This window comes from Arthrobacter sp. KNU40 (assembly GCF_051515115.1).
Lineage (GTDB): Bacteria > Actinomycetota > Actinomycetes > Actinomycetales > Micrococcaceae > Arthrobacter.
This window is the reverse complement of the sequence record NZ_CP195850.1, coordinates 2,140,795-2,155,037: the sequence shown is the minus strand read 5'-3', so window position 1 is coordinate 2,155,037 and position 14,243 is coordinate 2,140,795. Positions and strand designations below refer to the sequence as shown.

Annotated in this window: 12 protein-coding genes; 5 read left to right on the top strand and 7 right to left on the bottom strand. The window is 63.2% G+C overall.

Features of this window, described 5'->3' with window-relative positions; all coding sequences use genetic code 11:
• Complete coding sequence (locus tag ACSKT0_RS09935; protein WP_437773581.1) at positions 1–1,239, bottom strand: cytochrome P450; 1,239 nt, start codon at positions 1,237–1,239, stop codon at positions 1–3.
• A 266-nt stretch (positions 1,240–1,505) separates the two neighbouring features.
• Here ACSKT0_RS09935 and ACSKT0_RS09930 point away from each other — a divergent pair, with 266 nt between their 5' ends.
• The 3 genes from ACSKT0_RS09930 to ACSKT0_RS09920 are packed head-to-tail and all read left to right on the top strand — an operon-like array spanning position 1,506 to position 6,096.
• The gene (locus ACSKT0_RS09930) at positions 1,506–3,113 is read left to right on the top strand and encodes a carboxyl transferase domain-containing protein (protein WP_437773580.1); all 1,608 of its coding nucleotides are present in this window, start codon (positions 1,506–1,508) and stop codon (positions 3,111–3,113) included.
• 34 nt (positions 3,114–3,147) lie between these two features.
• Positions 3,148–5,232 (top strand): ATP-binding protein, encoded by a 2,085-nt coding sequence (locus ACSKT0_RS09925; RefSeq protein ID WP_437773579.1) that lies wholly within the window; start codon positions 3,148–3,150, stop codon positions 5,230–5,232.
• An 18-nt stretch (positions 5,233–5,250) separates the two neighbouring features.
• Positions 5,251–6,096 carry an HpcH/HpaI aldolase/citrate lyase family protein gene (locus ACSKT0_RS09920; RefSeq protein ID WP_437774005.1) on the top strand — a complete coding sequence of 282 codons (846 nt, stop codon included), beginning with the start codon at positions 5,251–5,253 and terminating at the stop codon, positions 6,094–6,096.
• A 55-nt stretch (positions 6,097–6,151) separates the two neighbouring features.
• Here the strand turns inward: ACSKT0_RS09920 and ACSKT0_RS09915 are convergent, their stop codons facing one another.
• The 6 genes from ACSKT0_RS09915 to ACSKT0_RS09890 all read right to left on the bottom strand — a co-directional run bounded on the left by ACSKT0_RS09915 (position 6,152) and on the right by ACSKT0_RS09890 (position 11,911).
• Entirely contained in the window at positions 6,152–6,856 is a 705-nt protein-coding gene (locus tag ACSKT0_RS09915) for an HAD family hydrolase (RefSeq protein WP_437773578.1), read from the bottom strand.
• A 112-nt stretch (positions 6,857–6,968) separates the two neighbouring features.
• Positions 6,969–7,607 (bottom strand): bifunctional 4-hydroxy-2-oxoglutarate aldolase/2-dehydro-3-deoxy-phosphogluconate aldolase, encoded by a 639-nt coding sequence (locus ACSKT0_RS09910; protein ID WP_437773577.1) that lies wholly within the window; start codon positions 7,605–7,607, stop codon positions 6,969–6,971.
• A gap of 53 nt (positions 7,608–7,660) precedes the next feature.
• Positions 7,661–8,623: a sugar kinase gene (locus tag ACSKT0_RS09905; RefSeq protein ID WP_437773576.1), complete on the bottom strand. Its 963-nt coding sequence runs from the start codon at positions 8,621–8,623 to the stop codon at positions 7,661–7,663.
• Positions 8,620–9,528 carry a carbohydrate ABC transporter permease gene (locus ACSKT0_RS09900; protein ID WP_437773575.1) on the bottom strand — a complete coding sequence of 303 codons (909 nt, stop codon included), beginning with the start codon at positions 9,526–9,528 and terminating at the stop codon, positions 8,620–8,622. Before ACSKT0_RS09900 ends, ACSKT0_RS09905 begins: the two co-directional genes overlap by 4 nt.
• Before the next feature lie 2 nt (positions 9,529–9,530).
• On the bottom strand, positions 9,531–10,538 hold the full coding sequence (locus ACSKT0_RS09895) for a carbohydrate ABC transporter permease (protein WP_437773574.1): 1,008 nt from the start codon (positions 10,536–10,538) through the stop codon (positions 9,531–9,533).
• 77 nt (positions 10,539–10,615) lie between these two features.
• A complete protein-coding gene (locus tag ACSKT0_RS09890) occupies positions 10,616–11,911 on the bottom strand; it encodes an ABC transporter substrate-binding protein (protein WP_437773573.1) in 1,296 nt (431 codons plus the stop codon).
• A gap of 270 nt (positions 11,912–12,181) precedes the next feature.
• Here ACSKT0_RS09890 and ACSKT0_RS09885 point away from each other — a divergent pair, with 270 nt between their 5' ends.
• Positions 12,182–13,204 carry a LacI family DNA-binding transcriptional regulator gene (locus ACSKT0_RS09885; protein WP_437773572.1) on the top strand — a complete coding sequence of 341 codons (1,023 nt, stop codon included), beginning with the start codon at positions 12,182–12,184 and terminating at the stop codon, positions 13,202–13,204.
• Positions 13,205–13,214: 10 nt separating this feature from the next.
• Positions 13,215–14,225 carry a Gfo/Idh/MocA family protein gene (locus ACSKT0_RS09880; RefSeq protein WP_437773571.1) on the top strand — a complete coding sequence of 337 codons (1,011 nt, stop codon included), beginning with the start codon at positions 13,215–13,217 and terminating at the stop codon, positions 14,223–14,225.
• Positions 14,226–14,243: the final 18 nt, after the last annotated feature.

Sequence of the window (14,243 nt, the reverse complement as noted above, 5' to 3'; positions counted from 1 at the left end):
TTAAGATGTTGCCTTGGAACCGGGCTCGAACGTGAGCTGCAGTGACGTGGTAGAGCGCAACTGGCTGGTTTCGGTGACTGCCGTCGTGCCGGCCTTGATGCTGAAGTTCGGCATCCGCTGAAGGACGCGCTCCAAGGTGACCCCTAGCTCGAGGCGTGCGAGGTGGGATCCGATGCACCGATGCGGGCCGTAGCCGAACGCAGCATGCGCGGCCTCCTCGCGATCGATGTCCAGGACGGTCGGGTTCGGGACCAACTCCGGATCGCGTGAGGCGGCGGCGAAGTTGAGAGCCACCCACTCCCCTTTTTTGAATTCGAAGTCGCCGATGGCCGTATCCTGCGTCACGTACCGGGCTGGTGCGACGACCGGGCTGAAGAGCCGGACAAACTCCTCGACAGCTTTCGGGATCAGAAGCGGTTCGGCTACAAGTCGCGCACGCAGATCAGGGTTCTCAGCCAAGTAGCCCATTGCAGCCGTCATGGCGTGCGTCGTGGTGGCCAGACCACCGAACACGAGGTCCAGAATGACGGCGACCTTATCGGATTCGGGAGCCGGTGTTCCGTCGGGAGTGTCAACACCCGCGTTGACTGTGTCGACGACGTCGTCCCTCGGGGGCTGCACGCGGCGGGCGGCGAGGTACTCCGCTAGATAGTCGTTGACGAACATGAAGTGCTTTGCCCGTTCTTCCACCGGCCCGAACGTGCCTTTGTCGATTCCTTCGAAGAGAGCAGGCAGATCCTGCTCAGGCACGCCCATGATGCAGTTGAAGAAGACACGCCCGGGCAGATGCGCTGCGAAATCAGTGACGAAATCGCATTCGCCGCGCTCGATGAATCCATCGATAAGTTCGTCGGCGATGACTTTGATCTCACCCTCAAAGCCGGCAACTGTGGTCGGCGACAGGAACGGGTTGAGCACCTTCCGCCAAGCGTCGTGGTAGGGCGGGTCGCTTTCTTCCGGAAGGATCAGCGGCGATCCCTCAGGCCGATTCACCATGTAACCCCCGGCCGAGCTGAACGAGCGCCAGTCCTGGGCGGCCTTCTTGACGAGCTGGTATGAGTTCAGCACCTTGTAACCGTGTCCGGCGCTGCTGTGAGCAACAGGGCAGCTCTCAGCGAAAGCGTTGGTCACGTCGTCGAATCGTTCGTTGAATTCTGGCGACTCGAAGTCGAAATCGTTGAACATGTCCCGCTCAAAAGGGAACGGGCATTTTCGGGTCTGTTCACTTTGCTCTGTCAACGCATTTACCTCCTGTTTATGCCGCACTGGCGGCAATGATCCGATACCTCGACGTTCCGACGGAGCTGCTGCTCGCAGTCATTTGCGGAGGCTGGCTGTGATCTGAACCACTCGAACCATATCCAAGTACTATTGTTAATGCAATAGATCCTTACAAGCGCGTGATGCCAGTCCTGCTCCACAGTTACGTTCCCGCACTGGCTCTCACGGAGTCTCAGAGGCAGAGAGAACGTCGTTGGCGTGGATTGCTCAAGAAATGAGGAAAGATGGCTACACCTAACCCCCGCATTGACCGATCGCGGAACGAGGTTGATCAGGACGCCACAGGACAGGCGTACCTTGCTGAGGATTTGAAGCGGCGTTTGGCGAAGACAGCCCTCGGTGGCCCGGAGAAGTCGCGTGAGCGGCACATCGCCCGGGGCAAGTTGTTGCCGCGGGAGCGCATCAACTACTTGCTGGACGAAGGAAGCCCGTTCCTGGAGATCGCCCCGTTGGCGGCCAACGGGATGTACAACGATGATTCGCCGGGCGCCGGCGTGATCGCGGGGATCGGCCTGGTCCATGGCCGCCAGGTGATGGTGGTTTCCAACGACGCGACGGTCAAGGGCGGCACGTACTACCCGATGACGGTGAAGAAGCACCTCCGGGCCCAGGAAATCGCGCTGGAAAACAAACTGCCGTGCGTCTACCTCGTGGATTCCGGGGGAGCGTTCCTGCCCAAGCAGGACGAGGTGTTCCCGGACAAGGAACACTTTGGCCGGATCTTCTTCAACCAGGCGAAGATGTCCGCAGCGAAGATCCCGCAGATCGCCTCGGTCATGGGGTCCTGCACGGCCGGCGGCGCCTACGTGCCCGCCATGAGCGACGAAACCGTCATCGTCCGCAACCAAGGCACCATTTTCCTGGGCGGCCCGCCCCTCGTGAAGGCCGCCATCGGTGAGATCGTCACGGCCGAGGAACTCGGCGGCGGCGACGTCCACTCGCGCATTTCCGGTGTGACGGACCACCTCGCCGAAAACGACGAGCACGCTTTGCAGATCGTCCGCGACATCGTCGCCACCCTGCCCCAGCCGGCAGCCCCCGCGTGGGACGTGGACACCGCCGTCGAGCCCGTCGTGGACCCGGGCGAAATCTATGGGGCAGTTCCCACGGACGTCAACGCCCAATACGACGTTCACGAGGTCATCGCCCGTCTGGTGGACGGCTCGAGGTTCCACGAGTTCAAGAAGAACTACGGCACCACCCTGGTGACGGGATTCGCAAAGCTGCACGGCCACCCCGTGGGCATCGTGGCGAACAACGGCGTGTTGTTCAGCGAATCCTCCCTCAAGGGCGCGCACTTCATCGAGTTGTGCGACCAGCGCGGGATCCCGCTGGTTTTCCTGCAGAACCTTTCCGGCTTCATGGTCGGCAAGGACGTCGAGCACGGCGGCATCGCCAAGAACGGCGCCAAGATGGTCACCGCCGTCGCCACCGCCCGCGTGCCCAAGCTGACCGTGGTGATCGGCGGTTCCTTCGGTGCCGGAAACTACTCGATGTGCGGCCGGGCCTACTCCCCGCGCTTCCTGTGGATGTGGCCAGCCAGCAGGATTTCCGTCATGGGCGGGAACCAGGCTTCCAGCGTGCTGGCCACCGTCAAACGCGACCAGTACGAGGCCCGCGGCGAGGAATGGTCCGCCGAGGACGAGGAAGCCTTCAAGGCCCCCATCAAGGCCCAGTATGAGGACCAAGGCAGCCCCTATTACTCCACCGCCCGGCTCTGGGACGACGGCATCATCGACCCCGCAGACACCCGGCGCGTCCTGGGCATGGCCCTCGACGTCGTCTCCCGCCAACCCCTGCCGGAAACCTCCTTCGGCCTCTTCCGGATGTGACCCCATGAAAAATCAAGCCCAAGGAAGCACCGCCATGACCACCAGAACTTTCGACACCGTGCTGGTCGCCAACCGCGGCGAGATCGCCTGCCGCGTTATCCGGACCCTGCGACGTCTCGGAATCACGTCCGTTGCGGTGTATTCAGACGCCGACGCCGGGGCCCGCCACGTGCGAGAGGCCGACATCGCGGTACGAATCGGACCAGCCCCGGCAACAGAAAGCTATCTGAAGATCGACGCCCTCATCGACGCCTGCCGCCGGACAGGCGCCCAGGCTGTCCATCCCGGATACGGTTTTCTCTCCGAGAACGTGGAGTTTGCCCGAGCATTGGTGGAAGCGGGGATTGCGTTCATCGGTCCGGACGTCCATTCCATCAACATGATGGGCGACAAGATCCGCTCCAAGAACCATGTGGTGGCGCATGGGGTTCCGGTGGTTCCGGGTATCGCCGAACCGGGCCTGAGCAATGACCAGTTGATTGGGGCCGCCAAGGCTGTCGGATTCCCCCTGCTGATCAAGCCCTCCGCTGGCGGCGGCGGCAAAGGCATGCATGTGGTGGACCGGGCTGAGGACCTGCCCGCCACCCTGGAGACGGCCCGCCGGGTTGCCAAGAGCTCCTTCGGCGACGACACGCTCTTCCTCGAACGGCTGGTCCGCTCCCCCAGGCACATCGAAGTCCAGGTACTGGCCGACCGCCACGGCAACACGATCCACCTGGGCGAGCGTGAATGCTCCCTGCAGCGCCGCCACCAGAAGGTCATCGAAGAGGCACCCGCGCCGCTGCTCCAAAGCCTGCCTAACGGAACCGAGATCCGGAAACGGATCGGCGCAGCGGCCGTTGACGCCGCCCATTCAGTGAACTACGTGGGCGCCGGCACCGTGGAATTCCTGGTTTCGGACGAGGCCCCGGACGAGTTCTTCTTCATGGAAATGAATACCCGCCTTCAAGTCGAACACCCGGTCACCGAAGAAGTCGTCCGGGTCAACGGAGAGCGGCTGGACCTGGTCGAATGGCAGGTGCGCATCGCCGCCGGCGAGGTCCTCACCATGGCGCAGTCCGACGTCGTGCTCGAAGGTCACGCGATCGAAGCGCGCGTATACGCGGAAGACCCGTCCCACGGCTTCATGCCGTCCATCGGCCGCCTCCTCGAAATCCACGAACCCTCCGGCCCCGGCATCCGGGTGGACAGCTCCCTCACCGACGGCCTGGAAATATCACCTCGCTACGACCCGATGATCGCCAAGGTCATCGCATGGAATACCGACCGCAAACATGCACTCCGCACCCTCGACCAGGCCCTCGCCGAAACGGTCCTGCTGGGAGTGAAGACCAACGTCGAATACCTGCGGCTGCTCATTGCCGACGAAGACGTCGCCGCAGGTCGCCTCGACACCACCCTGATCGACCGCAAAATCGCCTCCATGCCCTTCCGCACCTTCAGCAGCGAGGACCTGGCCATCGCGGCCCACGCCTTGACGAGCAGACAGGCAAAGACTCCCGGTCCCTGGGGAGCGAAGGACGGCTGGCGTATCGGCGGTAGTACGGCGGCAACGGTCCAGCTGGAGATCGACGGCGAAACGCACACGGTGAGCGCCACCCGGGACGCGCAGGGCCAGACGTTCGACGTCGACGGTGAATCGTTCCGAGTCGAGGCCCTGGCCGACGGGTCAGTCCAAGTGAATGGCACCCGATGCCAAGTGGCCACCACCGTCTCCTCCGACGGCACGGTATGGCTCGGCATCGACGGATGGGCCGGAGCTGCCCGACACCTCAGCCGCAACGAGCAACTGCAGCGCCGGTTGGCTTCCCTTGACCGCGAAGCCGGAAGTGCGTCACCCGAGATCCGTTCACCGATGCCTGGAACAGTCATTGCCGTCGCTGTCACCGACTTCGACTTCGTGGAAGAGGGGCAGCCGTTGATCTCCATCGAGGCGATGAAGATGGAGCACCAACTGACCGCCCCCGTTTCCGGCGTTGTGCGGCTCAGCCTGAAAGTGGGTGACGTGGTCAAAGCCGCTCAAGTTGTAGCAACAGTGGAGCCGCTCGCCCCAACGCGCCCTTGCCAAATGGAGGCGCGCCAAACCCACGAGGCCGCCGTGCCGGCCAGACAGGAGTAAGTCGTGTCCTCTTTTGAGATGGGTCCAGCCATCCTCTTCTGCCCCGCAGACCGTCCCGATCGCTACGGCAAAGCCATGGCTAGGGCTGACGCAATTATCCTGGACCTTGAGGACGCCGTGGCTCCGCCGAACCGGGACCACGCGCGGCGGTCCCTGGTTGTGAACCCCATGGATCCGGAACGGACCATCATCAGGATCAATCCGACAGACACCGACGAGTTCGCACTGGACCTGTTTGCGCTCGGACAGACCCCCTACCGGTACATCATGCTGGCCAAAGCCGAGGAACCGGAGTCGCTGGCCCAGCTTGCGGACTACTCTGTTGTGGCATTGTGCGAAACCGCAAAAGGCATCATCAATGCGCCGGCCATCGCGGCAGCACCCAACGTTGTGGGACTTATGTGGGGCGCGGAAGACATGGTCGCCTCACTCGGCGGCACGTCCAGCCGCCGATCCGACCGCCGCTACAGGGACGTAGCCCTGTACGCTCGTTCACACGTGCTGCTTGCCGCGGGCGCAGCGGGCAAGCCCGCAATAGATTCTGTCTATGTAGACATTGCCGATCTGGCCGGGCTGAAGACCGAATCTGACGATGCGGCTGCCTCGGGCTTCGCAGCGAAAGCCTCGATCCATCCCAGCCAGATGCAGGTCATTCGCGAATCCTTCACCCCGACCAAGACTGAGGTAGACAAAGCCGAGCGGCTACTCGCCGCCGCCGAGGGTTCTGGTGGAGTGTTCACCTTTGAAGGTCGAATGGTTGACGAGCCCGTCCTGCGGCATGCCCGCAAGACTCTCGCACGCGCCGAGCTCTCACCTCGACAAGGTACTGTGTCGCTTCCGCAAAGTGGACCGGCACCCGCATAACGGTCGGCAACTGTAGCGCGGCTGGCCGTGGCTTCGAAAGAAGTCCGCGTTCTTTTCAACTGCCGTCTGCAGGCCGCCGGTCGGCAGCGCCGCCCGGATCGCGGAGGATGCCGCGAAGGCTATCAACTGTAAGGTCCTCGAGTGACGCGATGAAGTGACGCCCGGGTCCGGGTAGCGGCTGTACGATCCCGGGGACCACTACCACTTCCATGCCGGCGGCTTGGGCGCTGGTGGTGCCATTCACTGAGTCTTCCACGGCGACACAGCGCGCGGGGTCAACTCCGAGGAGGTCTGCTGCGGCGAGGTATGGGGCCGGGTGGGGTTTGCCCTGCTGGACGGAATCTCCGGCGATCACAGCATGGAAGGTTCCGATGGGTGCGGCTGCGGCCACGCGGGTGGCAACGGGGCTGAAGGCCATGGTGACCAGCGCGGAAGGAATGTGCTGGGCGACGAGCTCGGCGAGGATCCGTTCCGCACCTGGAAGCCACGGGATTCCTCCCTGCAGTTTTGCGACGACGCGTTCGATGAGGTCGTCGATGATCTCCGTGAAGGAGAGGGCCACCCCGCTTTCCCTTAGTATTGCCGCTGTCACGGGCATGGCCTGCCCGACTGTGGCCCGTGCGTCGTGGGTGGTCCACGTGATTCCGTGTTCTTGTGCGAGCTCCGTTTGGGCAGCCAGCCAGTGGGGCTCGGTGTCGACGAGGGTGCCGTCCATGTCCCACAGGACTGCCTGAAGGCGGTCCTCGTTGTCAGAGGTCATGGCGGTGTCCGTTCTTGGGATGCGTGGCTCTGCGGCCGTGCGGCGTTGATGTGATGATAGTCCCGCGACTGCGGGGTTCGGGGCCCTCGCTGGAGTCCGGTTGTGGATGGGATTAGTGGGGAGCGCTAGCGCCCGAGATCGACGCGAGGAGTTCGCGCACGGATGCTGCGCCGGCGTCGGAGGAGAAGTCGGAGCTTAGCCCGACGACGCTGGCTCCCGCAGAGAGGTACGTCGCGGCTGTCGCGGCCTTCATGCCTCCGGTCGCGACGAACTGCACGTCCGGGAAGGGTCCTTTCACGGCCCTGATCCATTCGGGACCAAGAAGAGAGGCCGGGAACGCCTTGAGCCAGGTCAGTCCGAGGGCGTTCGCCCGGAGTATTTCACTGGGGGTGGCCACTCCCGGCAGGTGCGGGAGGCCGCGTCGGATGCTTTCCTGAAGGACAGTTTCATCCAGGCCCGGCGACACCGTGAACGATGCGCTGGCTGATGCGGCGGCGCCCAGTTGTTCGGGGCGGATGATGGTTCCGGCGCCGACGGCGAGCCCTCTTTCGGCGGCTGCGCTGGCCACGGCGGCCAGGGTAGGGACGGCGTCTGGTGTTTCGATGGTGACTTCGACGTGCTCGACGCCGGCGTCCCATGCTCGCGTGGCGGATTTGACGGCTTCGACGGGGGTGAGGCCGCGGAGCACGGCGATCACCGGGACGCTGAAGAAGTCATCGGCAAACCAGTCGTTGGGGTGTTTGTGTAGCAAGGTGTTCTCCTTGGGAGGTGGTGCCAGTGGGGGCAGGGTTCCGGCGGTGAGACTTACGTGGCGGCTGCCGGTGTCTCCTGGGGCTGGTACATCCGGGGCTTTGTTCCGTGACCTGGCCTGAAGTCCGCGCGGCTACCCAGGGTCCACGCGGCGAAGGAGTGGCCGAGGGCCAATCTCTCGACCGGTTCGTCTCCGCGGAGCAGCCCGGCGAGGTACCCGGCGGCGAACGCGTCGCCGGCGCCGACGGGTTCGACGACGTCCACCCGGTGTGCGGGGACACGGAAGACCGATTCTTCCTTGCCTGGTTCGCGGATGAATTCCACGGCTTCGGTTGCCGAGTCCTTGATGACCAGGTGCCGTGGCGCGGGAAGGAGTACCGAGACGTCTTCCGCGGTGGAGCAGCCCCACAGGGTTTGGGCTTCGTCGAGGCCGACGAGGACCACGGTAGCCATGGAGGCCAGTTCGAGGAGTCGCGGAGCTGCGACGTGAACGTTCCATAATGCCGGGCGGTAGTTGACGTCGAAGGACACTTTGTACCCTCCGGAGCGGGCCTGGCTGAGAAGGTGCTCGGTGAGTTCCGAGCAGCTGCCCGACAGGGCTGGGTTGATTCCGCTCGTGTGGATCCAGCCTGTCTGCTCCAGGATCCAAGCGCGGGAATCCTCCGGTGCCATGCGGGAGGCCGCGGAACCTGCCCTGTAATAGAGAGTGCGGGCTCCGTGGCCCAGATCCGGGTCTTTGAAATACACTCCCGTGCTGGACGCCGGGTCCCGGACCACCCTGCTGACATCCACTCCTCGGGCGGCCAGGCCCTCGGCGATGCGATCCCCAAACGGATCTTCTCCGAGGCGGCTGGCCCAGCCTGCACGGTAGCCGAATTCAGCCAAGTGGGCGGCGACGTTGGACTCCGCTCCCCCGAAACCAAGCAGGCATTCCTCGGCTTCGCGTAGTGGTTCGGCTTTCGCAGGGGTGACGACGGCCATGGTTTCGCCGACGCACAAGACATCAATCGCTGTCATTTGACGGCTCCGGCGGTGAGGCCGCTGACGAAGAACCTGCCCAGGACGAGGTAGAGCAGGACAGTGGGTGCGGCGACCAGTACGGCGCCGGCCATCAGCTCGGAGTAATTGACAGTTGTCGTGCCGATGAGGTTGTTCAGCGTGACGGTGGCCGGCCAAGCGGCCGGGGAGGCCAGGATGAAGCCGAAGAGGAAGTCGTTCCAGATGTTGGTGCACTGGAAGATTCCTGCGACAACGAACCCGGGAACGGACAGCGGGAGCATCACCCGGAAGTAGGTCTTCCAGATCCCGGCACCGTCGATGGCTGCCGCCTCGATGATGGCGCTGGGGATACCTTCGTAGTAATTGCGGAAGATCAGCGTGGTGATCGGGATGCCGTAGATGATGTGGACCACGATCAGGCCGGCGATGCTGCCTTGGAGGTGCAGCATGTTCAGGAACTGGAAGACCGGGATGATGACGGCCTGGAACGGGATGAACATCCCCACCAGCAGGACCGTGAAAAGGGCGTTGGACCCTTTGAACGGAAACTTGGACAGGATGTATCCGTTGATTGAACCGAGCAGGCACGAAATCAATGCCGCCGGGACGGTGATCTGGAGTGAATTGATCAGGGATCCGTGAAGCTTCGTCCACGCCCCTTTGAAGGCGTCCAGGCTGGGCGCGTCGGGGAATGCGAGGAAGAAGTTAGGTGCTCCGCTGCTTCCTGACAATGCCGTGGAGATGATGACATATACCGGCATGAACATGCCGAGGGTGGCTACGGCGCAGACTGCGAGGACGATCCAGCCACCGGGGGTCTTGGGGATTTTCCACGAACGGGGCTTGCGCCTACCGGGAGCCAAACGCCGGCGTGAGGAGTTGGTTGGGCCGTGCGTGGTCGGTTGAAGTGTTTCGACGGCCATTTCTATGCCTTCCGCTCTTTCCGGTAGCCGCGGATGAGGTAGGGGACGATCACCACGAGCGTCAGCAGGAGCAGGATGATCGCCATCGCTGAGGCTTTGTCGTAGCGGCTGGTGAGGTAGTTGTAGATGTAGATGCCGGGGACATCGGTGACGAATCCGGGGCCGGAGCCTGACATCGCGATGACGAGGTCGAAGATCTTCAACGCCACGTGGAGCAGGAGCACGAAGCAGGTGATGGTCGAGGGCCACAGCTGGGGAAGGACGATGTGGCGCAGGCGTTGCCAGGTGTTGGCGCCGTCGACGCTTGCGGCTTCCAGGTGTTCCTCCGGGATGGAGGCAAGGCCGGCCAGGTACATGGCCATGGCGAAACCGACGAGCTGCCAGGCGGCGGCGAAGATGATGGGCAGCAGGGCGACGGGAATACCGAACTGGACCTTCAGGAAGTCGGTGCCGGTGGGGTCATTCAGGGCACCGAGGACGGTGGTGTCGGTTGTCCAGCCACGGGGATTCTGGATCCCCATGTTCCGCAGGATTTCGTTGATCCCGGTGGAGGGCGAGAAGATCCAGCGCCAGGCGACACCGGTAACGATGAAGGACAAGGCATAGGGCAGGAGGAAGACCGTCCGGAACAGGCCTTTGCCTACCGCGACGTGGTGGATGAAGAGGGCTGCAACCAGTCCGCCGAGGATGGCCAGGACCAGGAAGACGATTGTGAAGATCACGACGTTGCGGATATCGGCCTGGAAGCGCTGTTCCTGGACGATCTCACCGTAGGTCCCTCCGAATGGCTGGCGGATGCTCAGATCGGGACTTGTGCCGATCTTCCAGTTCGAAAGGGAGATGTAGACGGTAATGCCGATGAAGACGTAGACGAAGACGAAGCTGACCAGGAGGCTGGGAGCGAAGATCCAAGCGGCTCGTCGGGACGTCTTGACGTTGTGGGGTACCTGTTTCTTGGACCGGGGTGAGGGGCTTACCGGCGATGGGGGCCGTGCTGTTGAGGTTGTCATGTGTGAACTGATCCTGTCCGGGGGCGTGGCTGCGGAGGCCCGCAGCCACACCCGTTACGACGTGGTTGGAGTGCCGGCTACTTCAGCTGGCTCTTCTGCGCCTGCGTCATGCTGGCGGTGAAGGCGGCGACGTTGCCGCTGCCGTTGAAGGTGGAGACGGCGTCGGCATAGGTCTGGGCGAATTCAGCCGGGGCTGCTTGCGCGTGTGCCAGGGAGGAGACCACTGCCGCGGACTTGAAGCTCTTGGCGGCGGATTGCTGGTATGGCGACAGCCCGGAGACGTCAGCGGTGCTCAGGGCTGGGATGGATCCCTTCTTGGAGGCGAAGGCTGTCTGGATCTTTGGATCCATCAAGGTCTTCAGCCACTCCTTTGCCGCATCGGCGTGCGGGATGTTGCTGGCCGGGATGGAGAACCCGTCCCCGACGTAGTCGAAGATGTCTTCTTTCCCGGGGAACACCACCCATGTGAAGTCCGTCCCCGGCTTCTTGCCGGCGTTGAGAAGTTCTCCGTAGGCCCAGTCGCCCATGAGATTGACGGCGCAGGAGCCGTTGGTCATCTTCTTGGCGGCCTCGTCCCAGGTGATGGCCGAGTGGTCCTTGTTGGCCAGGGAGAGGATCGTTTTGTAGTCTTCCAGCGCCTGTTTCACTTCGGGGGCGTCGAAGGAGTACTGGTTGGTGAAGAGTTTCTTCCAGTTATCCGCGCCTGCCCTGGACATGATGAGGGACTCCAGCAGTTCCGCGGAGGCGAAGATGTCCTTGTCCCCCAGGCACACCGGCGTTACACCCGTTGCTTGGACCTGCTTGAGGCTGCTGATCAGGCCGTCGACGCCGGCGGCCGGGTCGATTGTGACGTTCGCCTTGGCGAGCACTGAGGGGTTGGTCCATAGAACATTGCCGCGGTGGACCCCGATGGGGACCGTGTAGTACTTGCCGTTGACCTGTTGTGCTTCGGCGACGTCCTTGGGCATCTGGGAAGCCCAGCTCCCCTCAGTCCACAGCGCCGTCAGGTCTGCGGCCTGGCCCCCATCGACGTAGCTCTTCAGCTGTCCTGCCGGGTGCACTTGCCACGTGTCAGGCGGGCTGCCGGCCTGAAGCCGTGCCGCCAGTGCCTGCCTTGCGTTGGATCCGCCGCCGCCGGACACTGCGGCGTTGTCGACAGAAAGGCCAGGCGAGGCCTTTTTCACCCCGTCAATGAGCACATTGAGCGCGTCCGCCTCTGAACCGGAGGTCCACCAGGACGTGATCTCAAGTTTGTCGGTGCCGGCCCCGCTCGAGCTTCCGGCGGGAGTGTTGGCGGCGCATCCGGTGACGGCGATGAGGCTTGCCGCCGCCGTTGCGGCCAGTGAAATCTTGAGTTTGTTGGAAGAACGCATGACTACTCTCCTTTGGGTTGTCAGACGCCGGACAAGGCCGGCTTCAGCCTGCGTTGTGGTTCAGGTTACATATTTAAGTAGATCGATGCAATACTTTTGTTCGCAAGTCGCGCACGGCGACCTAGGTCGGCGGATTCCGATGATGGTAGGACACCGTCCACCGCGAATTTGTGCAGATTATCGGCGGTAGATTTTCAGTAGATCGATCTATCGTTGCACATAGAAACGTGATAGAAATGTGAGACCAAGCACGAAAGGAGGTGCGGATTGATGAATAAAGTGACCCTGAACGATGTCAGCCGAGCGGCTGGAGTATCTCGATCTACCGCTTCGCTGGTGCTGAGGGGGAGTTCCCGCATTCCGGAAGCGACCTCGGACCGCGTCCGGCTGGCGATGGCAGAGCTGGGCTACGTCTATAACCGGCACGCGGCCAACATGCGCCGCAGCCAGTCCATGACTCTCGGACTGAGCGTGACGGACATCCGCAACCCCTACTTTGCCGGGCTCACCATGACCATCGAGGAAGCCGCGCATGAAGCCGGCTACACCCTGCTGGTCGGCTACAGCCGGGATGACGTCGAACGGCAAGCCACCCAGCTCGAGACGATGGTCCAGCAACAAGTCGATGGAATCTTTCTACTGCCCGCTGAGGGAACCGAGCTGGCCCCGGTCTGCCAGATCGTTGACCGCTCCTCAGTGCCGGTCCTGCAGCTGGCGCGCTACTTTTCCGAAGAAATGGACTACGTCGGCCCGGACAACGTTGCTGCCGGGCAGCAGCTGGCCAGGCACGTGTCCTCCCTCGGCGCCGCGTCGGCGGTGCTGATTGGGGGCCCTGAACATTCTTCGGCGCGTACCGAACGGATCCAGGGCCTGGAAACCGGCTTTGCGGGAAGCAGCTTGGCTTTCGACGCATCGTTGTCCGCCGCTACCACCACGAACAATGCTGCCGGCGGGTCCGAGGGCGTGGCCCGGGTGCTTGACCAGGGGATCTGGCCGGACTGCATCATCGCCTACAGCGACGCGGTGGCGCTCGGGATCTATGCCGAGCTGCGCCGGCGGAACCTGGAACCGGGACGGGACGTGTCCGTGGCGAGCTTCGACGACATCGCCATGGCCGAACTGCTGCTCCCGCCGCTGACTTCCGTGGCCACCTACCCGGAACTCATCGCCCGCAAAGCAGCGGAGATGCTGTTGAACCGCATAAGGGACTCTTCGCTGGATCCCCAACGATCCCTCATCGAACCGGCGCTGAAGATCCGCGCTTCCACCGCCCAATGGCGACCTAGAACTTAAGGAGAAAGCAATGCCAGCACTGAAATGGGGCCTCATCGGCGCCAGCGACATCGCTGCGACCCGGGTCATCGGCGCCATCCGCGCAAGTGGAGGCGACGCCGTCGGGATCTACAGCGGATCCGGAGACCGGGCGCGGGACTTAGCGGCCAGCCACGGACTGCCCAATGTCACCACCGCTCTGGACGAGCTCCTGGGCTGGGACATTGACGCGGTCTACATTTCCTCCACCAATGACAAGCATTTCGACCAGGCCACCAAGGCACTTCGGGCCGGCAAGCACGTGCTGTGCGAGAAACCACTGGCCCTGAACGTGGACGAGGCAACGGCGATGGTGGATTTGGCGGAGCAACAGGACCTGGTCCTGGCTGCGAACCACCACCTGCCAGGCAGTCCGCTGCACGCGAAAGTCCGCGAGCTCGTGAGCGCCGGAACTATCGGTTCCGTCCTGTCGGCAAAGGTTGCCCATGCCGTCCTCCTGCCGGAACGCCTTCGCGGTTGGCGGCTCGGGCAAGGCACCCCCGGAAGCGGAGTGATCCTGGACATCACCTGCCACGACGCCTCGGTCCTCAACCCGCTGCTCGGCACTCCGGTGTCGGTCAGCGCCGTCGCCGTCCAGCAAGCAGCCTGGAACACGGGCGGCCAGGAAGACGCCGCCATGACCGTGATCCGGTACGAGCGGGACGGCCAGCCTCCCGTCCTGGCCCAGACCCATGATTCCTTCACCGTCGGTTACGCGAAGACTTCCCTGGAAGTCCACGGCACCGACGGCACCCTCATTGTCACCGACGCCATGACACAGGAGACCGAAGGCCAGCTGATCCTGAACACCAAGTCAGGAAGCCAAACCATCGACGTCGACTGCTCCGAGGATCTTTATGTCATCAACCTGCGTGCCTTCACGTCCGCTGTCGAGGGCACGGGCATCCCGACGGCGAGCGGCAAGGACGGGCTGCTGGCCCTGACAGTCGCTCTCGCAGCCCAGGAATCCGCAAGCACCGGACGCACCGTCCACATCAACTAAGACCCCAGAAAGAACACC